Here is a 22,037-nt window from a genome sequence, read left to right on the forward strand (position 1 = left end):
ATGGCACGTAAACTTTTGCTGACACATATCGATGTTCCTGGCATTAATACCTTTGAAGTGTATCGTCAAAAAGGAGGGTATGCTGCTGTTGAGAAGGCAATAAAAACGATGTCTCCTGAGGATGTGGTTGAGGAAGTGAAAAAATCTGGATTACGTGGAAGAGGCGGCGCTGGGTTCCCTACGGGAATGAAATGGTCTTTTTTGGCCAAACCGGAAGGGGTACCACGTTATTTAGTTTGTAATGCTGATGAGTCTGAACCGGGTACATTTAAGGATCGCTATTTAATGACTTATATCCCACACGCGTTGATTGAAGGGATGATTGTTGCCAGTTTTGCGTTGGGTGCACATACTTCATACATCTATGTGAGAGGGGAAATGATGCCACAGATCAGAATCTTGGAACGTGCTATTGCTGAAGCAAAGGAGAAAGGATTTTTAGGTAAAAATATATTGGGATCAGGCTATGATCTGGAGATTTATGTCCAACCAGGTGGTGGTGCATATATCTGTGGGGAAGAAACCGCTTTGTTGGAATCTTTGGAAGGGAAGCGGGGAAATCCGCGTATTAAACCACCTTTCCCTGCAATAGCAGGATTATATAACTGTCCGACTGTAGTGAATAACGTGGAGTCTATTGCGGCAACCGTTCCCATTATTAACTTGGGCGGAGAAGAGTACGCAAAGATCGGTGTCGAGCGTAGTACAGGGACTAAATTGATTTCAGCCAGTGGTAATATCGTTAAACCTGGGGTATATGAAATCGAACTGGGGCTACCGGTAGAGGAATTTATCTATTCGGATGAATACTGTGGCGGTATAGCTAACGGAAAGAGGATGAAAGCTGTTGTGGCCGGAGGTTCGTCTGTGCCTATTCTGCCAGCAAACCTTATCTTGAAAACAGCTGCGGGAAATAGTCGTTTGATGACGTATGAGTCGTTGGCTGATGGAGGTTTTCAAACTGGTACAATGTTAGGTTCTGGCGGTTTTATCGTATTTGATGAGGATCAATGCGTGGTTCGCAACACCTGGAATTTTGCTCGGTTCTATCATCATGAAAGCTGCGGACAATGTTCGCCATGCCGTGAGGGAACCGGATGGATGGAAAAAGTGTTACATAAAATTGAAAGTGGACATGGATCGATGTCCGATATTGACTTGCTTTGGGATGTACAGCGTAAGATCGAAGGAAATACAATCTGTCCATTGGGTGATGCTGCTGCTTGGCCAGTAGCTGCGGCTATCAGGCACTTTCGGGATGAATTTGAATGGCATATATTACATCCCGAAGAGTCACAAACAAGAAATTATGGATTGGCACATTATGCAGATCCATTGCAACCAATTGTATCATAATAAAAGCTGTAACGATAAATTATAAATATCATGGCAGAAGCGGAAGATGTAAAGTTTAAGGTCACAATCGACGGTATACCAGTGGAGGTAGCACCGGGGACGAGTATATTGAATGCAGCAAGGCAAATTGGTGGCGACATCGTTCCGCCGGCAATGTGCTATTACTCAAAATTGGAAGGGAGTGGCGGAAAGTGTCGTACTTGTTTAGTTAAGGTATCGAAAGGCTCCGAGAAGGATCCTCGGCCAATGCCGAAACTAGTTGCCTCCTGTCGGACTACTGTTATGGATGGCATGGAGGTACAAAATATCACTTCGCCAGAAGTCGTGGAGGCGAGAAAGGGCGTTGTCGAGATTCTGTTGATCAATCATCCTTTGGATTGTCCGGTTTGTGACCAGGCTGGGGAATGCAAATTGCAAGATCTGGGTTACGAGCACGGAAGTGCTGATACACGCTATGAATTTGATCGACGGACTTTTGAACGTATTGATATAGGTGACAAAATTCAATTGCATATGAACCGCTGTATCCTATGCTATCGTTGTGTTTATGTGGCTAACCAATTGACAGATCAACGGGTACATGGTATTTTGGGCAGGGGGGATCATTCGGAGATATCTACTTATATCGAAAACGTAATTGATAATGATTTTTCAGGTAATGTTATTGATGTTTGTCCTGTCGGGGCGCTTACTGACAAGACATTCCGTTTCAAAAATCGGGTCTGGTTTACGAAACCGATAGATGCACATTGTGATTGTCCGACTTGTTCTGGTAAAGTGACTTTATGGTATAAGGGAGAAGAAGTTATCCGTGTAACTGCGCGGAAAGATGAATTTGGTGAGGTAGAAGAATTTATCTGTAATACCTGCCGCTTTGATCGCAAAAAAACGAGCGACTGGATTTTGGATGAACCGACAGAAATTGATCAACAATCTGTTATCTCAGCCAATCATTATGAACTATTTAACCCGCCAAAAGTAGTGAAGGAGAATCCGATACTTCAACAGCAAAATCGCGAACAGTTGGCTAGAACAGAAAAATTGAAATAAACAGGAATCATGGAGTGGTCTTTTGTTATCGAAAAATTAATATTGGTGTCTGTGATCTTCGTTATTACCTTGGTGATTGCGATGTATTCAACACTTGCAGAGCGTAAAATAGCCGGTTTTATGCAAGATCGGTATGGTCCGGATCGGGCTGGTATATTTGGAATTTTGCAACCCTTGTGTGATGGTGGAAAATTCTTCTTTAAGGAAGAGATTATCCCTGCAGGCGCACATAAGGTACTTTTTATTGTCGGGCCGACCATCGCAATCATTACCGCTTGTATCAGTTCGGCTGTTATCCCTTGGGGACAGGAATTGCAAATTGGAGATCGTGTGGTCTCTCTACAGGTGGCAGATGTCAATGTCGGTATATTATACATGTTTGGTGTTATCGCATTGGGTGTATATGGCATTATGTTGGGTGGATGGGCATCCAATAATAAATTTTCGTTAATGGGTGCAATTCGCGCGGCATCACAAAGTATTAGCTATGAAATAGCTATGGGGCTTTCCATTATCGCGTTATTGATGGTAACACAAAGTCTTTCGCTTAAAGAAATTGTAGCTCAACAATCAGGTTTTGTAAATTGGAATATTTGGGCACAACCACTTGGATTTATTATTTTCATGGTCTGTGCATTTGCGGAGTGTAACCGTGTTCCCTTTGATTTACCAGAATGTGAAACTGAGTTGGTCGGTGGTTATCATACAGAGTATTCTTCCATGAAATTGGGGCTCTATATGTTCTCCGAATACATTAATATGTTTGTGTCCTCTGCGCTGATGGCATCACTTTACTTTGGAGGGTATAACTTCCCTTTTATGAATGATCTGGGGCTGTCTGCAAATTGGATCACAATTATTGGTGTCATTGTATTCTTCCTTAAAATATTTGGATTTATCTTTTTCTTTATGTGGGTACGTTGGACATTACCACGGTTCCGTTATGATCAATTGATGAATTTGGGCTGGAAGATGCTGATTCCTTTGGCTATTGCCAATATTGTACTTACAGGTGTATTTACATTGATAAAAGATACTTATTTCTCATCATAAGAAAGGATTTTTATGCAACTAAGCAATCGTAAGAAAGTAATCGAACAAAAGCCAATGACCTTTTCGGAAAGAATCTATTTTCCGGCAATTATCAGAGGTTTACGGATTACATTGAGGCATTTTTTTAAGAAAATCCCTACTGTTAAGTATCCTGAGGAAATAAGACCTTACTCGAAGAATTTTAGGGGTCAACATTCGCTCAAACGTGATGAGGAAGGTCGAGAACGCTGCACCGCATGTGGATTATGTGCGTTGTCATGTCCTGCGGAGGCCATTACAATGACTGCTGCTGAGCGTAAAAAAGGTGAAGAACACCTTTATCGTGAAGAAAAGTACGCATCAGTTTATGAAATTAATATGTTGCGTTGTATTTTCTGCGGTCTTTGTGAAGAAGCCTGTCCAAAAGAGGCCATTTATTTGGATGGTCCACATGTGACAGCAGATTACCTACGTAAGGATTTTATTTATGGGAAGGATAAGCTGGTCGAGCCAACCTTTGATATCACCAAATTAAAGAGCTAATTCAAGAAATTATGACAGTATTTTATTTAGTAGCCTTCTTGTCTATTTTCTTTGCGCTGATGACCATCTTTACAAAGAACCCTGTACACAGTGTCTTGTACTTGGTCATTACTTTTTTCACATTTACAGTGCATTACATTTTATTGAATGCCCAGTTTTTGGCTGTGGTCAATTTTATTGTCTATATGGGGGCGATCATGGTACTCTTTTTATTTGTACTCATGTTGCTCAATTTAAATAAGGATACCGAACCGATGAAATCCAATCTGGTCAAATTTATGGGGGTAATTGCCGGTTGTTGTCTATTGGTAACCTTTTTCGGAGTATATCGTGTGTTTGAGATCTCCAACCCCTTGACTGTTGTTAATCCTGAAATAGGATTGGTGAAAAATCTGGGCAAGGTATTGTTTAACGAATTTTTGCTTCCTTTTGAGTTGTCCTCTTTATTATTATTGACAGCCATGATCGGAGCGATTTTATTAGCTAAGAAAGAACCTAAACAAATCTAATGGAAACAGTTGTTCAACAGTTGCAGGGCGTATCGATAAATCATTATTTGATTTTTTGCACTATTATTTTTGCTATTGGTGTGATCGGCGTATTGATCCGTCGTAATGTAATTATTATTATGATGTCCATCGAATTGATGCTTAATGCTGTCAACCTGCTATTAGCAGCTTTTTCGGTGCAACATGGCGATTCATCGGGGCAGGTGTTTGTCTTCTTTATTATGGCACTTGCAGCCGCGGAAGTAGCCGTCGGTCTAGCTATTATTATTATGGTATATCGGAATACGAAGTCTGTGGATATCGATTCCTTAAATAAACTCCGTTGGTAGAACTTAAGAAATAAATACGATGAGTGAATTAATTTGGTTGATTCCCCTTTTGCCCTTAATCGGGTTTATAGTGAATGGATTGGGCAGAAATGCATTTTCCAAAGGTATGATCGGTGCTTTGGGCAGTGCCGTGGTTCTTATTTCTTTTATCTGCAGTTGCATCCTTTTTTCTGAAGTATATCAATCAAGACAGGCAGGACAAGCAGGAGTTATCGAACAACATCTATTTGACTGGATCTCAGTGGGGCATCTCAAAATAAGTTTGTCCTTTTTAGTAGATCCATTGAGTGCGATTATGCTATTGATTGTCACTGGCATCGGTTTCTTGATCCATATTTATTCTATTGGGTATATGCATCATGATAGCGGATTCGGTAAGTTTTTCGCCTATTTGAATCTATTTATCTTTTTCATGCTGCTCCTGGTGTTAGGCTCTAATTACCTTGTCATGTTTATTGGTTGGGAAGGTGTCGGACTCTGTTCTTACCTACTCATCGGATTTTGGTATAAAAATACTTCTTATGCAAATGCTGCGAAAAAGGCATTTGTGATGAATAGAATTGGTGATTTGGGATTCTTGTTAGCAGTGTTTTTGATACTGGGGACTTTCGGATCCCTTGAATTTTCTACTGTATTTGCGGGGGCAAAGAATTTTGCTGTTGGTGACATCGCTGTGGTGAGTATCACCATATTGCTATTTATCGCTGCAACAGGTAAATCCGCACAAATCCCATTATTTACCTGGTTACCGGACGCCATGGCTGGTCCTACACCCGTATCGGCATTGATACACGCGGCGACTATGGTGACAGCGGGGATTTATATGATCGCGCGATCCAATGTGTTATTTGTACTCTCACCGATTACATTGCAGCTTATTTCCATTATTGCGATTTGTACTGCCTTGTTGGCCGCTGCAATCGCAATAACGCAAAATGATATTAAGAAAGTATTGGCTTATTCTACAGTTTCACAATTAGGTTATATGTTTCTTGGTCTGGGCGTGGGCGCATTTACTGGTGCATTTTTTCATGTATTGACGCATGCGTTCTTTAAAGCCTTATTATTTCTTGGTGCAGGATCAGTTATTCACGGGATGAGTAATGAGCAAGATATGCGAAAAATGGGTGGATTAAAGAAAGCAATGCCGATTACTTATGTCACTATGCTAATAGGAACGATAGCAATTGCAGGTATCCCTCCATTTTCCGGATTTTTCTCTAAAGATGAAATATTGGCCAATGCATTTGCGGCAAATCCGCTCTTATGGGGCTTCGGATTTTTGGGAGCGTTAATGACTGCTTTCTATATGTTCAGAATGCTATTCATGACATTCTCTGGCTCATTTAGGGGCACAGACGAACAAAAGCATCACCTTCACGAATCACCAAAAAGTATGACAATCCCTTTAATGGTATTAGCAGTGCTTTCTGTTATTGGTGGAGCGATCAATTTACCCGGAGCGCTAGGTGGAAATCATTGGTTGGAGAATTTTCTTGCGCCGGTATTTGCTGAGGGGAAAGCATTGATTCCTGCGGCACATTATTTGGAGCATAGCACCGAATATATGTTAATGGCGGTTTCTGTAGTTGGTGTATTAATTATGGTTGGCCTAGCCTACAATGTCTATGTGAAGCGTAAGCAAATACCTGCTGGAGATGAAGCTCCGCGAGGCTTTCTGGCAAATCTTTCCTACCATAAATTTTATGTGGATGAACTTTATGATGCGGTGGTTGTACGCCCGATCAACTGGCTATCGACTTTCTTTGGTCAGGTCGTGGATCAACGTGGTATTGATGGTATTGTTAATGGAGCCGGTAAAGCAACATTCGATACAGGAAAAGTACTCCGCTTGCTTCAAAATGGAAATGTTGGGTTTTATTTATTGATGATGGTAATTGGAGTGATTGCTATTTTCGTTTATGGATTTTTGAGTCTTTAATATTTAGTATAATCGATGGATAACCTTTTCTTACTTATTTTATTGCCGTTAATCAGCGCATTGATTTTAGCTTTATTAAAGACCAATGCCGCCAAGTCAATAGCATTGATTTTATCAATAGTATCGCTCGCATTGACTATCCCATTCCTTTGTCAATTTGATCCAAATGGCGGAATGCAATTTGAAAAAAATTGGGAATGGATCTCTGCTTTGCATATTCATTTTCATCTTGGGGTAGACGGGATTAGCTTGCCGCTGATACTGTTGACCAATGGATTGATGCCCTTCATTATTGCGACAACTTTTTCTAAAGACTATAAGGGTAATTTTTATGCGTTGATGGCTTTTATGCAAGCTGGATTACTGCTTGTATTTATGGCATTGGATGCTTTTACGTTCTATGTGGGCTGGGAAATCGCTTTGATTCCGATTTATTTTATCTGTGCGCTATGGGGCGAAGGTGATCGTATTCGGGTTAATCTAAAGTTTTTCATTTATACTTTTTTGGGAAGCCTTTTGATGTTGATTGGGATTCTTTATCTCTATCAACAGGTGCCAAATCACGATTTTGAATGGACTTCTTTTATCGCTTTGGAGCTGGGGGATAACACACAACGTTGGTTATTCTGGGCATTTTTTATCGCTTTTGCGATTAAGATTCCCATCTTTCCGTTTCACACTTGGCAGCCGAATACATATACAAATGCTCCTGCGGCCGGAACTATGTTGTTGGCTGGTATTATGTTGAAAATGGGAGTATATGGTTTAATGCGTTGGTTATTGCCAGTGGTTCCTACTGGGGTTGCTTTGTATGGGCAATTTGCAATGATCTTATGTGTCATTGGAATTGTTTATGCTTCTATCATTGCCATTAAGCAGGACGATGCCAAACGGTTGATCGCGTACTCTTCTATTGCACACGTCGGATTGATCAGTGCGGGGGTCTTCACTTGGAATACAAATGGTCTAAGTGGTGCAACAATACAAATGTTAAATCACGGTATTTCGGTCATTGGACTTTTTTATGTACTGGATATCGTGCAGCAACGTACACAAACACGTAGTCTTTCAGAACTTGGCGGAATTGCGAGCAAAGCTCCGAAATTAGCGATCTTTTTTATGATTATCTGTATGGGTGCAGTTGGGCTGCCCCTAACCAATGGTTTTATTGGTGAGTTTCTGTTATTGAAAGGTGTATTTCAATATGGATTCTGGTTTGCAGTTTTCGGTGGACTAACGTTAATATTAGGGGCTGTCTATACGCTACGCCTTTATCAGCAGACGATGTTGGGGGAAACTACGGACAAAACTATGCAGTTTGAAGATGTAAAAGGGGGAGAACTGGTTGTATTAAGTTTGATCTCCTTCTTGATTCTTTATATCGGTATATTCCCGAATTTCTTATTGAATCTTTCTGCGGGTTCAGTGGAAGTTTTAAGCACATTTTTAGGCAGATAAATAGATATATCAATTTGTATGGGAGCTATAATTACACTTTCAATATTAGCATTAGTTGTTCTTTATCTTGGCTTGTTCAAAGCGAAAGCCTTGCTTTTGCCGGTTTCCATCCTTGGATTCTTGGTAGCGATTGGTTTTCTATTGAACGATTGGACAGCTGACAAGGGACCTCTTTTCAGTGGGATGGTTCATTTCGATCATTACGCGATTGCTTTTTCGGTCTTATGCATCGTCGTTACTTTGTGCATATTTATTATCTCCAAAGGGTATTTTGATGAAGGGGGACAGGTTGCAGAATATTATTCATTACTGATATTTTCGTTGACGGGAGCTGTTTTGGTAAATAGCTATCACAATTTCTCCATGCTCTTTTTGGGTATAGAAATTATGTCCGTGGCGCTTTATATTTTAGTCGGTATCCGTAAGCGGGATAAAGCGTCAAATGAGGCCGCACTGAAATACTTTTTAATGGGCGCATTTTCGACCGGATTTTTACTGTTTGGTATAGCGTTATTATATGGAGCCACAGGTTCATTCAATTTGGATGAGATAAAAGCCTATGTTGTGAATAATCCGCATGCGATCTCGCCCTTATTTTATGGTGGTATCCTATTGCTTATTGTTGGCCTGACTTTCAAGGTTGGGGCAGCACCATTTCACTTTTGGACGCCAGATGTGTATGATGGGGCTCCTATTCTGATAACAAGTTATATGAGTACTGTGGTCAAAGTAGCTTCTTTTGCAGGTTTATTACGGTTATTTAGTTACAGTCTACTTCCTTTACAAGATTTTTGGGAGCCTGTATTCTTGATTATAGCGATTATCACATTGTTTATTGGAAATATTTCAGCTTTAATGCAATCGTCTTTCAAACGCATGCTGGCTTATTCCAGTATCTCTCACGCTGGTTATATGTTGTTTGCAATTATCGCCGTTGGAGCGAGTTCTGCCAACAGTATCTTTGCTTATGGGCTGGCCTATTCACTCGCAACGATTGTAGCATTTACAGGGCTGATCCTTGTAAAGAAGACAACAGGATCCGAACATTTTGAGGCGTTCAATGGACTAGGAAAACGAAATCCGATGTTAGCATTTGCTATGACAGTGGCTATGCTATCACTTGCAGGTATTCCTTTAACCGCAGGATTTATTGGTAAGTTTATGATGTTCTCTTCGGTTATGGAGGATTACCACATTGTATTGCTGATTTTGGCCGTGATTAATGCTGCTATCGCAGTTTACTATTATTTGAAAGTGGTGGTTGCGATGTATTTCAGAGATAGTGAAGAATCTTGTGTCAATGTGCAGTGGAACTATTCATTTGTTCTACTACTTGCAGTGGGATTGACAATTCTAATTGGGGTATATCCAGACTGTCTTTTAAAATTAATATAAAGTTTCTGTTAAAATACTTGTTGTTTAATAAAGCATAGCGATTTCGTTATGCTTTTTTTATATTTATTGATATAACTCTTGAATACAAATTGTATATTGTAAAAAAGAAATCCTATCAGTTTGCAGATGGTGTTTAAAGTGTGTGTTAAATCTTTTTCAATAGGCTTTTTGAGTGTGTTGCTATTCCTACTGATAGGAGGAGAAGCAATTGCGCAAGAATTTATCCGTGGAAAGGTTGTTGATGCACAGACAGGGAAGGGGATTAGTCGCGTCTCCATCAACTGGGTTGGGGAGGATGGCGGCGGCGTTAGCGATACACTCGGCTATTTTAAAATTCTGGATAAAAAGCAATATAAGCAATTGGTATTTGGGGGGGTGGCTTATGAACGAAGGACAGTTGATGTACGTCGTGGACGTGATTCTGTAATGACTGTTCGGTTGACAGCGAAAGATAATACCTTGGATATGGTTGTTATTAATCGAAAAAATAAGAAGCCGAAGGATCCTGCGATTGCTTTGATAGAGCAGGTAATTGCCCATCGCTCACAAAATCATTATAGCCGTATTCCTGAAATTCGTTTTGACGAATATGAGAAGACGCAATTTGGGTTTGTGAACCCAGAAGATAAAGCAAAAAAATTTCCGAAACCATTTCGGTTTCTTTTTGAGAATATAGATTCAGCTGTATTTAGGGGAGTAACGATTGCACCATTCTATTTGGAGGAAAATTATGCGAATGTTTATTCTTCATATGATCCTAACCGAAGCAAGAAGATCGTCATCAGCCATAATCAAACCGAACTAAATCCCCGTTTTTTTAATAATGACAATTGGCAGACCCGTTTTCAAACAATACTTCGTGATGTCGATCTCTACGACAATACCATACAGGTTACGAATAAGGGTATATTGAGTCCAATAGCCACAGGCGCAACAGCCTTTTACAAATATCGTATACAGGATACCATTCAAATAGCGGGTAAAGACTATATCGAACTTCATTTTGAGGGTAAGTCTAAGATTGATTTATTGTTCTATGGTGTACTTTTGATATCAGATGATACGCGTTACGCTGTTCATCAGGCGACACTGAATATTGGAAAGACTGCAAATATCAACTGGATCAATGACGTACAGATTGATCTGGGATACAGCGAATTTAAAAATGGTAGTATGCTTCCGGTACATACTGATTTAAAAATGTTGTTTGGAGGAAGTAAATCGGACGTTTTATATGGGCGACGGGAAACGCGGTATCTGGGGCATCGGACAGATTCAATCTCAAATGAGAATTTTGTTGGTGTCCCTGTTGAAAAAAAGTACCTGCTGCAGTCTGCAACAAAAGTCCCAATAGTTCAAGTCAGACCAACACCATTAAGCAAGGCAGAATTGGGAGCCTATCAAAAAGTTGACTCCGTTCAAAACATGCGATCTTTCAATCAGTTAGTTGCATTAGGCTATCTATTGGCTAAGGGATATTATAATGCGGGGAAGGTTGAGTTCGGACCATTAGAGTATCTCTATAGTCGTAATAACTATGAAGGCAATCGTATTCGATTGAGTGGTCGGACAACGCGTTTATTTTCCGAGAAAGCATTTATAGAGGGTTATACCGCCTATGGAGATAAAGACAAGGAAATAAAATATTATCTGAGTACAGCATTCACATTAAATGGAGAACGTATTGTTCAATTCCCAGCGAACTACCTGCGTTTTACCGTCCAGCACGATGTCATGGAGCCGGGACGCAATTTAGGTTTTCTAAAAGGTGACGGATTTTTCAGGTCCTTCGGAAAGAATAGGCCGAATAAATGGCAATTCAATGATATCTATCGCCTTGATCATCTGATCGAATTTGGTAACCATGTGAGTATTGGAACAGCATTTACACATACCCGTAGACAGCCTAGGGGCGATTTATTTTATGTCAATAGTTTACCTAGTCCAGACACTATCCGTCGCGTAAATACCAACGATCTACAAGTCATCTTGCGCTGGGCTCCAAATGAAGAGTTTACTTATCATAATCTAGATCGTGGGACAGTAGAGAACAAATATCCAATTTTTACACTTCAATATAACAAGGGCTTGAAAGGCTTTTGGGGAGCAGATTATAGTTATGATGCTTTGCGATTTAGTGTGTTCAAGAGATTATTTTTATCTCCGGCTGGTCAGGCCGATCTTCAGTTTTCAGGTGGAAGGATCTGGGGGAAACATTTGCCATACACCCTATTAGAGCTTCCTGAGGTCACTAGAGATAAATCGGGGCCTTTGGTAAATTTTGACTTGATGGCCACTTCGGAATTTGCATCGGATCAGTTTTTAAAATTGACCTATTATCACAACTGGAACGGTTTTTTCTTCAATAGAATCCCTTTATTTAAAAGACTGAAATGGCGTGAAGTTACTGGCTTCAAGGCTTTCTATGGAAAATTAAGCGATGTGAATAATCCGTTTGTTACCCCTGAAAATATTCAATTTGAAGCGGATAAAGATGGTATCATTCAAACTAAAGCGGTCCGCGATAAACCTTATGTTGAAGGTTTGGTAGGCGTGGATAATATATTTAAATTACTTAGATTAGAGTATAAAAAGAGATTGAGCTACAAAGGTGGAGAAGGCGTTCCTTCAGATACCTTCACGGCATCCATACATTTTAATTTTTAGCTTTATGATCCAATATTCGAACTTAAAATATGAGGTTAAAGATAGCATTGGCTATGTAATAATCGATCGCGAGTCTCAAATGAACGCACTGAATCAAGAAACACTTGATGAACTGCAGGACATTTTCAAGAACTTTAATGCAGATAATAATGTGCGGGGTATTATATTGACCGGTGCAGGGCATAAAGCATTTGTTGCCGGTGCGGATATCAAGGAGTTTACCGACCTGACTGTCGTTCAAGCACGTTGGTTGAGCGAGCGCGGCCATATCATATTTACAGATCTTATTGAGGCAGCTCCAAAACCCGTTATAGCCGCTATTAATGGTTATGCGTTAGGGGGGGGGCTTGAGATGGCATTAGCCTGTCATATACGTATCGCTTCTGAAAATGCAAAAATGGGACTCCCGGAGGTTTCACTGGGATTAATACCGGGTTACGGAGGTACGCAGCGCCTGCCCGCATTAATAGGAAAGGGGCGAGCGATGCAGATGATCTTGACCGGCGATATGATTGATGCGCAAAAAGCTTACGAAATGGGCATGGTTAACGAGGTCGTTCCGCAGGAAAAGCTAATCGCTAGAGCAGAGGAGATCCTTCAAAAAATATTTACGCGGTCACGTGTTGCGGTTGCCAATGCCATAGATGCCATCAATGCCGCCGGAGATAAAAAGCGGGATGGTAGTAAGGTGGAGATGGATGCATTTGGTCATTTATTCGGAACGGATGACTTCAAAGAAGGAGTTTCCGCTTTTCTTGAAAAAAGATCACCCAAATTTCCACTGTAAAAATAGCTTTACCCTCGAGATTACACGAAGTAGGGGAATTATAAATTTGGTCTGACAATCTTCTTTCATCGAGGAGTGAATCGCAGGCAAAAACCTATCTGAAATAGTTGCTGTCTAAATAGGTTGCTATAAAAAAACTACTGCTGCAGACTATTGTGCTTAAAATATGCCCCTTCAGAGAATGCTATTTTTTGTGGTGTCTGTGCCCTCTGAATTGAGAACTTGTATAATTTAACCAACACTATTTCTGATACTTTTTCCGGTAATCTTGTGGGGACATCTTCATTTCTTTGGTAAAAGCTTTTGAAAAATGAAATGGATCATAGAAATTCAATTTGAAAGCGATCTCTTTAATTTTCAGTAACGTAAATTGTAAATACGAACAGGCTCTTTGCATGCGTAATTGATTGTAGTACACCATGGGTGGATAGGATGTTTTCTGCTTGAAGAGGTTAATCAAGTGCGACTTTGAATAATTGAAATGAGTTGAAATTTCATCTAAACTAATGTTATTTTCTAGATTGTCCTTCATAAACATGATGATATCCTGAATGATATTATCTACCTTAACTCGATTGTTTTCCTCGTATTGAGTGGAATATTTGATAGAGGCCAAAAAATATTGAAGGCAGAAGCTCGTGTATTCTAAATTCTCTGGACTATAGCCCATTTCCAAGTTTTGGTAGATACTTTCGAACAGCTGAAAACGATCAGTATGTTTATTTGAGTCCGTATCATTGATATGAATGATCTGCCCGATTATGTTTTCAAAAAGGGAAGCCTCAGTGCCTTGAAAGTGAATCCAATAAATACTCCAGGGATCATTGGTCTTGGATCCATAAGAGTGTGTTGTGTTTTTGGGAATGATATAAAGGTCGTTCCTAGAGAGATTATATAGCATTTCGTCTTGTTTGATCCAACCGCGGCCTTTCTCACAATAGATCAAAATATATTCTGTACAGCCTTCCTGCCGATCGCGATAATGCTTTTTTGCAGTCGGATAGTAGCCGATATGTGTGATATGCAATTTTGAAGTGATATTATTCTGTGCTTGATAGTTGCACACAGAATAAGGAAGCACAATAGCCTTCTCTCCTTTGAATCCTTCTGCAATTACATCTGTGTCTCGAATCATAAGTTAGGAAATTTGGTGTATGCTGTAAAAATAATAATATTTTACATGTTTATCGTGCTCACTTACATGATTCTCATGCAGTAATCCTGTAATTTTACGTCAATAAATCTAAATATGTAAATTCTTATGCAAAAGACCGCGACGACGTATTTGCTGTTAATCACTTTTGTGGCCGCTATTGGTGGGTTTCTTTTTGGCTACGATTGGGTTGTCATTGGCGGGGCAAAACCTTTCTATGAGGCATATTTTCATTTGGAATCTGACCCAGCGCTTCAAGGTTGGGCGATGTCGTCAGCGATTGTAGGCAGCTTTATCGGCGTATTACTTTCAGGAGGTTTGGCAGATCGTTTTGGCCGCAAACCATTGATCTATACCGCCGCAATTCTATTTATTATCTCTGCAGTAGGAACGGGTATGGCTGCTGACCTTAACATCTTCATTATCTATCGAGTGCTAGGGGGGATTGGTATAGGTGTAGCTTCCAATTTGGCGCCGATGTATATTGCTGAGATAGCTCCTGCGGAGAGCCGTGGAAAATTTGTTTCGATCAACCAACTGACAATTGTATTGGGTATACTCGCCGCGCAAATTGTCAATTGGCTGATTGCAAAACCTGTGTTGCCTGACGAGGTTATTGCTGCAACATGGAATGGACAGCAGGGCTGGCGATGGATGTTTTGGGCCGGAGCGATTCCGGCAGTTATTTTTTTACTGTTGCTTTTCCTAATCCCGGAAAGCCCCAGATGGCTATACAATAAAGGAAAACATGAAGAGGCCAGACGTATCTTTTTGCGGATGGGTGGTGATTATTATGCTAACGAAAACATGGCTTCCATTGATGCCGCCAATAAAAACCATGATAACCTAAAGAAAAGGAACCTATTTAAGGGGAAATTATTGCAGTTGTTGCTACTCGGAAGTTTTATCGCAGTCTTTCAACAATGGTGTGGTATCAACGTGATCTTTAATTATGCGCAAGAGATTTTTACAGCTGCGGGATACACGGTTTCGGGGATGCTCTTCAATATTATTATAACCGGTGTGATCAATGTCATATTTACCTTCGTAGGCATGTATATGGTCGATAGGGTTGGACGCCGCGCATTAATGTTGTTCGGTGCTGCAGGACTTTTTGGTATTTATGCGGCTTTAGGTGCTTGCTACTATTTCAATTGCAGCGGCATCTTTGTACTTCTTCTGGTATTAGCTGGAATTGCGGTTTATGCGATGACATTGGCGCCAGTGACCTGGGTTATCATTGCTGAAATTTTCCCTACGGCGGTTAGAGCCCAAGCTATGGCTATAGCTACCTCGCTGTTATGGATAGCATGTTTCGTACTTACCTATACCTTTCCGATGTTGAATCAAAGCTTGGGCGCAGCGGGCACATTTTGGCTGTATGGAATAGTCTGCTTGATTGGCTATGTCTTTTTGTGGGGGCAATTGAAAGAGACCAAAGGTAAAAGTCTTGAGGAAATTGAACAGGAATGGTCTGATGAAGCCATAACACCCTGATTTTTGCATATAGGAATCCATTTTTATAATTAAATCAACTTACAATATATAACCTAATAGCTCTTTAGAACATGACAGAATTGACACGTTACCTGATTAAGTCTACAGTCGATCAGCGCGGCATAGTAAAAGTTTGGGAGGAACCTGTGGCGATACCGACCTATGAGGTCGGTACGATGGAAAAAAATCCGATTTTTGCTGAAAAACGTGTGTACCAAGGTAGCTCAGGTGTGGTATATCCCTATCCGATTATTGAAAAAATTAGTGACGAGAAACAGGATAAGGTCTATCAGGCGCTATTTATTGAAAATGAATATATCAAGGTGATGATTCTGCCTGAACTAGGCGGAAGGATCCATATGGCCTATGATAAAGTCCGAGAACGGCATTTTGTTTATTATAATGAGGTGATCAAGCCAGCTCTGGTAGGGCTTACAGGACCTTGGATTTCTGGGGGGATCGAATTCAATTGGCCTCAGCATCACCGTCCGACGACCTTTATGCCAACAGAATATTTAGTTGAGCATAATACAGATGGTAGTGTGACCGTATGGTGCAATGAAATCGAACGTATGTTTCGGATGAAGGCCATGCAGGGATTTACACTTTATCCTGACAGAGCTTTTATTGAAATAAAGGTGCAGGTTTATAATCGCACGGCTCTACCGCAGACTTTCCTCTGGTGGGCCAATCCAGCTGTTGTCGTCAATGATGATTATTACTCTGTTTTTCCACCTGACGTAAATGCAGTGTTTGATCATGGCAAAAGAGAAGTTTCAACATTTCCGATCGCGACAGGAACCTATTATAAATACGATTATTCAGCTGGAGTTGATATCGCACAATACAAGAATATTCCTGTTCCGACATCCTATATGGCTATTCAATCAAAATATAATTTTGTGGGGGGGTACGAAGCCGGAGACACCAATGCGGGGATGTTGCACGTTGCGGATCACCACATTTCTCCGGGAAAGAAACAATGGACATGGGGTAACGGTGATTTTGGTGTGGCTTGGGACCGGAATCTGACAGACGAAAATGGTCCTTATATCGAATTGATGGCAGGTGTTTACACCGACAATCAGCCCGATTTTGCTTGGTTGCAGCCTTATGAGGTGAAATCATGGTCACAATATTTTATGCCCTACGCGGCTGTTGGTCATGTGAAGAATGCAACAAAAGATCTTGTCCTCAATATGGGGGTCCATCAACAGCGTGCAGACATTATCCTATACGCAACAGCGGTATTTGAAGGGCTTCATATTGTTCTGAGGGATAAGCAAGGGAGAGTTTATCTGGAAGAAAAGATCCATTGTTCGCCCCGTGATATTTATAAACAAACTGTTTCCGATTTGCAGAGTGATCCATTTGATTTGATTCTGTCGGTTTATGATAGTGATCAAAATGAAATGCTGCATTATCAATTGGAAAAACAAAAAGATATTACAGATATCCCAGAACCGGCTCAAGCTGCGTCAATACCAGAGGACATTCAATCCGTGGAGGAATTGTTCCTGACAGGACAGCATCTTGAACAATATCGGCACGCAACCTATAACCCTGTAGATTACTATCTTGAGGCACTGCGACGGGATCCGCATGATGCACGATGTAATAATGCAATGGGTGCTCTTTTATTGCGGAATGGAAAGATAGCAGAATCCATCCCTTATTTCCGTACCGCAATTGCGCGACTTACCGAACGTAATCCAAATCCTTACGATGGCGAGGCCTACTATAATCTAGGCTTAGCTTTACAATTATCCGGTGAACTGGAAGTTGCCTATGCCGCTTTTTACAAAGCAACCTGGAATGCTGCCTGGCAGGATGCAGGTTATTTTGGTCTTGCACAGATAGATGCAACGCGTGGACAGTGGGACGTTGCTCTGGAAAAAATAGAACGTTCAATAAACCGAAATTGGAAGCATCATAAAGCCCGGCAATTAAAAACCTCGATTTTAAGAAAACTGGGGCGGGTAGATGAAGCGTTGGGTTACATTAAAGATTCTTTGGAAATAGATCCATTTAATATGGGCTGTCAATTTGAATGGTACCTGCTGACAAAGGACGAGACTATATTATCGCCTATTCTAGATTTATGTAAAGTCAATGTACAGAGTGTGGTGGAATATGCGCTGGATTTTGCTCAGGCTGGTCTATATGAAGAAGCCATCCAGTTATTGGAAAAAACAATCGATGATCCGCAAACAGTATATCCAATGATATATTATGCGCTGGGTTATTTTAACGCCTGTATCGGACAAAATGATCAAACAACAGCCTATTATGACAAAGCTCGTATCATGGACCCGACTTATTGCTTCCCAAATCGGTTGGAAGAGATCGTTATACTTCAGGATGCAATCCTGCACAATAATGATGATGCAAAAGCCTATTACTACTTGGGGAATCTATGGTACGGTAAGAGACAGTATCAAGATGCGGTAGACTGCTGGGAGCAAGCCATACAATTGGATCAACAATTCCCTACCGTTTTCCGGAATCTGGCTTTGGCCTATTATAATCGTATGGACAAAAAAGAGGAGGCTGTTGCTTTGCTAGAAAAAGCATTTGCATTGGATGAGACCGATGCACGGCTGCTGATGGAACTGCACCAGCTCTATAAGAAACAAGGGGGCAATTACACGGAAAGATTGGCGCTATTGGATCGCTATACAGATCTTGTTGTCAGCCGAGATGATCTTTTCTTGGAACGGATTACACTTTTCAATCTTCTGGGACGATACGAAGAGGCTCGACAATTACTGGCTTCCCGACAGTTTAAACCTTGGGAAGGCGGAGAAGGGAAGGTGTCCCGTCAATATACAATCTGTCATCTGGAACTGGCAAAAGAAAGATTAAAAGCCAATGATCCGAAGAGTGCCTTGGTACTGTTAACAGCTATTGACAGCTATCCGCATAATCTTGGTGAGGGTAAACTGATTACAATGGAGGAGAACGATATTTATTACTACAAAGGCGTTGCATACCGTTCATTGGGAAATGAGGAGGAAGCAATAACTTATCTTATCAAAGCTACGCTGGGGGCTCAGGAACCTCAACAGGCTCTTTTTTATAATGATCCACAACCAGACAAGATCTTTTTTCAAGGATTGGCTTGGCTTGAGCTCAAACAAGAAGAAAAAGCGGAACAATGTTTCCAAAGTCTAATAGATCATGGTAAAACCTATCTGGACAAACCTTTTAAAATCGATTATTTTGCAGTTTCACTGCCTGATATGGATATCTGGGAGGACGACCTTGACCATAAAAATAGGATTCATTGCTTATATGTAATGGGGTTAGGTTACTTAGGTAAAGGAGATTTGGATCTGGCCAAGGATTATCTTGCACAGGTGAGGCAATTAGAACCCAATCATCAGGGCTGTTTATCAATACTACGCTCTTTTATAGCGGAAGTCACCCTAAATAATTAATTTCAGACATGCATCGTTATCTCATTTTATTGCTTGCTCTTCTACAGAGTTACTGCGTTTTGGCAGTGGGAGGGTCTCAGCTCAATCTTGCCGGACAATGGAGTGTACAACTTGACCCAGAGAATGTAGGTGTGAAGAATGGTTGGACGAATAGCTCTTTCACAACATCCATCAAATTACCTGGAACAACTGACGATGCGGGATTGGGAACTGCGAATAGTTTAACACCGGCGCTCACAAAACCTCAACTTTCACATCTGACAAGGAAACATCGGTATGTGGGGGTAGTCTGGTACAGCAAGGAGCTGTTGATTCCGAAAGGCTGGGCGGGTAAAGAAATGATCCTGAAACTGGAGCGGATTATATGGGAGTCCAATGTCTGGGTTGACGGAGTAGAAATTCCGCAAAAACAGCGCAGTCTTGTAGGTTCACATGAATTTGATTTAAGTTCTTTTTTAAAGGCTGGAAAAAAGCATCGTCTGACTATCCGCATTGATAACCGCAAAAAGTTGGCAATCAGTGTCGATGATATGGCACATGCTTATACGGATCATACCCAGATTATGTGGAACGGAATGATCGGTTCGATGTACATTGAAGCAATGGATCGAGTTCATATCAAGCAAGTAAGTACTTTTCCGATTTTGACAGCAAAACGTGTAGACCTAAAGGTAGTCCTTTCAAATAAAACACAAAGAAATACCCGTAGTACACTTCGGTTAAGAGCCAAATTTAAGAGTGAGAAGAAGTTCCTTCCAACAATAGAAAAAGAGGTTTTATTAGCTCCTGGTGATTCCACTATACAATTGAGCTATGATCTGGGCGCGAATATCCGGTCATGGAGCGAATTTTCACCAAATCTCTATGAGGTAGAAGTGGTGTGCCACTCGAGTGAGGGGGTAAATGTGATGAGTACATCGTTTGGTATGCGTGAATTGTCGAAGGAGGGAACCGTGATGAAAATCAATGGGCAACCCCTGTTTCTTCGGGGGACATTGGAATGCAGCATTTTTCCGTTGACGGGGCATCCCCCAATGGATAAAGCGGGATGGAAGAAGGTATTTTTGACAGCAAAGGAATGGGGACTCAACCATTTACGGTTTCACTCTTGGTGCCCCCCGGAAGCAGCCTTTACTGTAGCTGATGAAATGGGATTCTATCTTCAGGTCGAATTGCCTATTTGGGAGAATAATGCTGGTAAGGATGATGCAGTACTACGTTTTTTATATGAGGAAGCTGATAAGATGATCAGGCAATATGGCAATCATCCATCGTTTTGCTTTTGGAGTATGGGAAATGAGCTGAGTGGTGACTTCGATGCCCTCAACGCATTGGTAAAAAACCTAAAAGAGAAAGATAAGAGACATCTATACACAGCTACATCATTTACTTTTCAACAGGGACATGGAATTGTCGGCGAACCCTTTGACGATTTTCTGATTACACAGTGGACGGCAAGGGGATGGGTGAGAGGGCAGGGGGTCTTTAATAGTGAACCTCCTGTCTTTAATAAAAATTACAGCGCTTCATTGGATGGCGTTTCGATTCCTGTGGTTACTCATGAGATCGGACAATATGCTGTTTATCCCAATTTGGAAGAGATTAAAAAGTATACAGGTGTTTTAAAGCCGTTAAACTTTATTGCTGTAGCCGAAGATCTGAAACGCAAGGGCTTATTGCATAAAGCGAAGGCATATACCATGTCGTCAGGCAAGTTGGCAGCAATTCTCTATAAAGAAGAGCTGGAACGGGCCTTAAAAACACCGGGCATCAGCGGTTATCAACTATTGGACCTCCATGATTTCCCGGGCCAAGGTACTGCTTTGGTGGGACTATTAGATGCCTTTTGGGATAGTAAGAACATTCTTTCAGCAGCTGAATTTAGACAGTTTTGTGCGCCAGTAGTTCCCTTGCTCCAGTTTTCCAAAGCCGTATATACCAATGATGAAGTATTTGAGGGGATTTTAGACATCAGCAATTATGGTGCTGCAGCATTGAGTGATCAGTTGGTCGAGTGGTCTATGAAAGATGGTACGAAAACTGTTGCAAAAGGTCACTTTCAAACAGTCGTAGCTCAGGGGTACAACGGGAATATAGGCAGCTTTGAAGTGCCACTGCAGACGATACAACAGGCCAAAAAGCTGACAGTTCATGTTAATCTCAAAGGCACGAACTATGAAAATAATTGGAATATATGGGTGTATCCCAAAGAAAATAAAATTGATTTTGCTGATGTAAGTTATACAAGAGAGGTAGACGAAGCTTTACGGCTGTTGCAGGCAGGTAAAAAGGTTCTTTTAAATCCTGATTGGAAAAAAATTACAGGTATCGAAGGGAAATTCGTTCCGGTATTTTGGAGCCCGGTACATTTTCCCAAGCAAGCTGGGACAATGGGATTGCTCTGTGATCCAAAACATCCTGTATTCGCTGACTTTCCGACAGCGGGACATACCGATTGGCAGTGGTGGGACTTACAGATCAAATCAACAACAATGTTGATGGATCAGATCAAAGGCGGCGAAACCCTTGTAGAGATGATAGATAATTTTGCAAACAATAGAAAATTAGCCTCACTATTTGAGGGGACAGTGGGGAATGGCAAACTGATGGTAGCTTCATTTGATCTAGCGACTGATTTAGCGCAGCGACCTGTTGCAAAACAGATGCTGCAATCCATACTCACCTACATGAAGAGTTCGAAGTTTGCGCCAAAAGTTATCGAAAATCCTGAGGTATTGCAGCAGGTTTTACACTATAAAGAATTGCAGGAAAAGGCTGCTCCCGGTGCTATTTATTAGTTTGATAGATTCAGGTTAAAATCTGTATATCAATAAGTTTAATAAAAAAACGAGGCTGCAGAACTTAGGCGAATCAAAACG

Annotated in this window: 15 protein-coding genes; 14 read left to right on the forward strand and 1 reads right to left on the reverse strand. The window is 41.0% G+C overall.

Translation table 11 applies throughout. The features are described from left to right. From nuoF to OGI71_RS20770, 11 genes are all read left to right on the forward strand, one after another. A complete protein-coding gene (gene nuoF / locus OGI71_RS20720; RefSeq protein WP_282251598.1) occupies positions 1–1,356 on the forward strand; it encodes an NADH-quinone oxidoreductase subunit NuoF in 1,356 nt (451 codons plus the stop codon). Positions 1,357–1,386: 30 nt separating this feature from the next. Next, positions 1,387–2,406 (forward strand): 2Fe-2S iron-sulfur cluster-binding protein, encoded by a 1,020-nt coding sequence (locus tag OGI71_RS20725; RefSeq protein WP_282251599.1) that lies wholly within the window; start codon positions 1,387–1,389, stop codon positions 2,404–2,406. A 9-nt stretch (positions 2,407–2,415) separates the two neighbouring features. Next, a complete protein-coding gene (gene nuoH / locus OGI71_RS20730) occupies positions 2,416–3,459 on the forward strand; it encodes an NADH-quinone oxidoreductase subunit NuoH (RefSeq protein WP_077437309.1) in 1,044 nt (347 codons plus the stop codon). Between the two features lie 12 nt (positions 3,460–3,471). Then, positions 3,472–3,981, forward strand: a complete 510-nt coding sequence (locus OGI71_RS20735) for an NADH-quinone oxidoreductase subunit I (protein WP_120260474.1) — start codon at positions 3,472–3,474, stop codon at positions 3,979–3,981. A gap of 11 nt (positions 3,982–3,992) precedes the next feature. Next, the gene (locus OGI71_RS20740) at positions 3,993–4,490 is read left to right on the forward strand and encodes an NADH-quinone oxidoreductase subunit J (protein ID WP_120260473.1); all 498 of its coding nucleotides are present in this window, start codon (positions 3,993–3,995) and stop codon (positions 4,488–4,490) included. Beyond that, positions 4,490–4,819, forward strand: a complete 330-nt coding sequence (gene nuoK, locus OGI71_RS20745; RefSeq protein WP_282251603.1) for an NADH-quinone oxidoreductase subunit NuoK — start codon at positions 4,490–4,492, stop codon at positions 4,817–4,819. The genes OGI71_RS20740 and nuoK overlap by 1 nt, the downstream gene beginning before the upstream one ends. Positions 4,820–4,838: 19 nt before the next feature. Then, positions 4,839–6,761 carry an NADH-quinone oxidoreductase subunit L gene (gene nuoL / locus OGI71_RS20750; protein WP_282251604.1) on the forward strand — a complete coding sequence of 641 codons (1,923 nt, stop codon included), beginning with the start codon at positions 4,839–4,841 and terminating at the stop codon, positions 6,759–6,761. Between the two features lie 15 nt (positions 6,762–6,776). Further along, entirely contained in the window at positions 6,777–8,219 is a 1,443-nt protein-coding gene (locus OGI71_RS20755; RefSeq protein ID WP_282251605.1) for an NADH-quinone oxidoreductase subunit M, read from the forward strand. An 18-nt stretch (positions 8,220–8,237) separates the two neighbouring features. Next, on the forward strand, positions 8,238–9,614 hold the full coding sequence (locus OGI71_RS20760; protein ID WP_282251607.1) for an NADH-quinone oxidoreductase subunit N: 1,377 nt from the start codon (positions 8,238–8,240) through the stop codon (positions 9,612–9,614). Positions 9,615–9,740: 126 nt separating this feature from the next. Then, positions 9,741–12,281, forward strand: coding sequence for a DUF5686 family protein (locus OGI71_RS20765; RefSeq protein WP_282251609.1), 2,541 nt, complete (start codon positions 9,741–9,743; stop codon positions 12,279–12,281). Between the two features lie 4 nt (positions 12,282–12,285). Further along, complete coding sequence (locus tag OGI71_RS20770; RefSeq protein WP_282251610.1) at positions 12,286–13,068, forward strand: enoyl-CoA hydratase-related protein; 783 nt, start codon at positions 12,286–12,288, stop codon at positions 13,066–13,068. 241 nt (positions 13,069–13,309) lie between these two features. On the opposite strand, the gene OGI71_RS20775 is transcribed toward OGI71_RS20770, so the two are convergent. Then, positions 13,310–14,203: an AraC family transcriptional regulator gene (locus OGI71_RS20775; protein WP_282251611.1), complete on the reverse strand. Its 894-nt coding sequence runs from the start codon at positions 14,201–14,203 to the stop codon at positions 13,310–13,312. Positions 14,204–14,329: 126 nt separating this feature from the next. On the opposite strand from OGI71_RS20775, the gene OGI71_RS20780 reads away from it, so the two are divergent. From OGI71_RS20780 to OGI71_RS20790, 3 genes are all read left to right on the forward strand, one after another. Beyond that, positions 14,330–15,718 carry a sugar porter family MFS transporter gene (locus OGI71_RS20780; protein WP_282251613.1) on the forward strand — a complete coding sequence of 463 codons (1,389 nt, stop codon included), beginning with the start codon at positions 14,330–14,332 and terminating at the stop codon, positions 15,716–15,718. Between the two features lie 71 nt (positions 15,719–15,789). Continuing rightward, positions 15,790–19,158: a DUF5107 domain-containing protein gene (locus OGI71_RS20785; RefSeq protein ID WP_282251615.1), complete on the forward strand. Its 3,369-nt coding sequence runs from the start codon at positions 15,790–15,792 to the stop codon at positions 19,156–19,158. 8 nt (positions 19,159–19,166) lie between these two features. After that, positions 19,167–21,956, forward strand: coding sequence for a sugar-binding domain-containing protein (locus tag OGI71_RS20790; RefSeq protein WP_282251617.1), 2,790 nt, complete (start codon positions 19,167–19,169; stop codon positions 21,954–21,956). Positions 21,957–22,037: the final 81 nt, after the last annotated feature.

Origin of the sequence: Sphingobacterium sp. ML3W, assembly GCF_029542085.1 — a bacterium.
Classification (GTDB): domain Bacteria; phylum Bacteroidota; class Bacteroidia; order Sphingobacteriales; family Sphingobacteriaceae; genus Sphingobacterium.

Excerpts from the sequence above, each read along its gene's own strand:
- nuoF (WP_282251598.1), top strand. The coding sequence starts at position 1 with ATGGCACGTAAACTTTTGCTGACACATATCGATGTTCCTGGCATTAAT.
- OGI71_RS20725 (WP_282251599.1), top strand. The coding sequence starts at position 1,387 with ATGGCAGAAGCGGAAGATGTAAAGTTTAAGGTCACAATCGACGGTATA.
- nuoH (WP_077437309.1), top strand. The coding sequence starts at position 2,416 with ATGGAGTGGTCTTTTGTTATCGAAAAATTAATATTGGTGTCTGTGATC.
- OGI71_RS20735 (WP_120260474.1), top strand. The coding sequence starts at position 3,472 with ATGCAACTAAGCAATCGTAAGAAAGTAATCGAACAAAAGCCAATGACC.
- OGI71_RS20740 (WP_120260473.1), top strand. The coding sequence starts at position 3,993 with ATGACAGTATTTTATTTAGTAGCCTTCTTGTCTATTTTCTTTGCGCTG.
- nuoK (WP_282251603.1), top strand. The coding sequence starts at position 4,490 with ATGGAAACAGTTGTTCAACAGTTGCAGGGCGTATCGATAAATCATTAT.
- nuoL (WP_282251604.1), top strand. The coding sequence starts at position 4,839 with ATGAGTGAATTAATTTGGTTGATTCCCCTTTTGCCCTTAATCGGGTTT.
- OGI71_RS20755 (WP_282251605.1), top strand. The coding sequence starts at position 6,777 with ATGGATAACCTTTTCTTACTTATTTTATTGCCGTTAATCAGCGCATTG.
- OGI71_RS20760 (WP_282251607.1), top strand. The coding sequence starts at position 8,238 with ATGGGAGCTATAATTACACTTTCAATATTAGCATTAGTTGTTCTTTAT.
- OGI71_RS20765 (WP_282251609.1), top strand. The coding sequence starts at position 9,741 with ATGGTGTTTAAAGTGTGTGTTAAATCTTTTTCAATAGGCTTTTTGAGT.
- OGI71_RS20770 (WP_282251610.1), top strand. The coding sequence starts at position 12,286 with ATGATCCAATATTCGAACTTAAAATATGAGGTTAAAGATAGCATTGGC.
- OGI71_RS20775 (WP_282251611.1), bottom strand. The coding sequence starts at position 14,203 with ATGATTCGAGACACAGATGTAATTGCAGAAGGATTCAAAGGAGAGAAG.
- OGI71_RS20780 (WP_282251613.1), top strand. The coding sequence starts at position 14,330 with ATGCAAAAGACCGCGACGACGTATTTGCTGTTAATCACTTTTGTGGCC.
- OGI71_RS20785 (WP_282251615.1), top strand. The coding sequence starts at position 15,790 with ATGACAGAATTGACACGTTACCTGATTAAGTCTACAGTCGATCAGCGC.
- OGI71_RS20790 (WP_282251617.1), top strand. The coding sequence starts at position 19,167 with ATGCATCGTTATCTCATTTTATTGCTTGCTCTTCTACAGAGTTACTGC.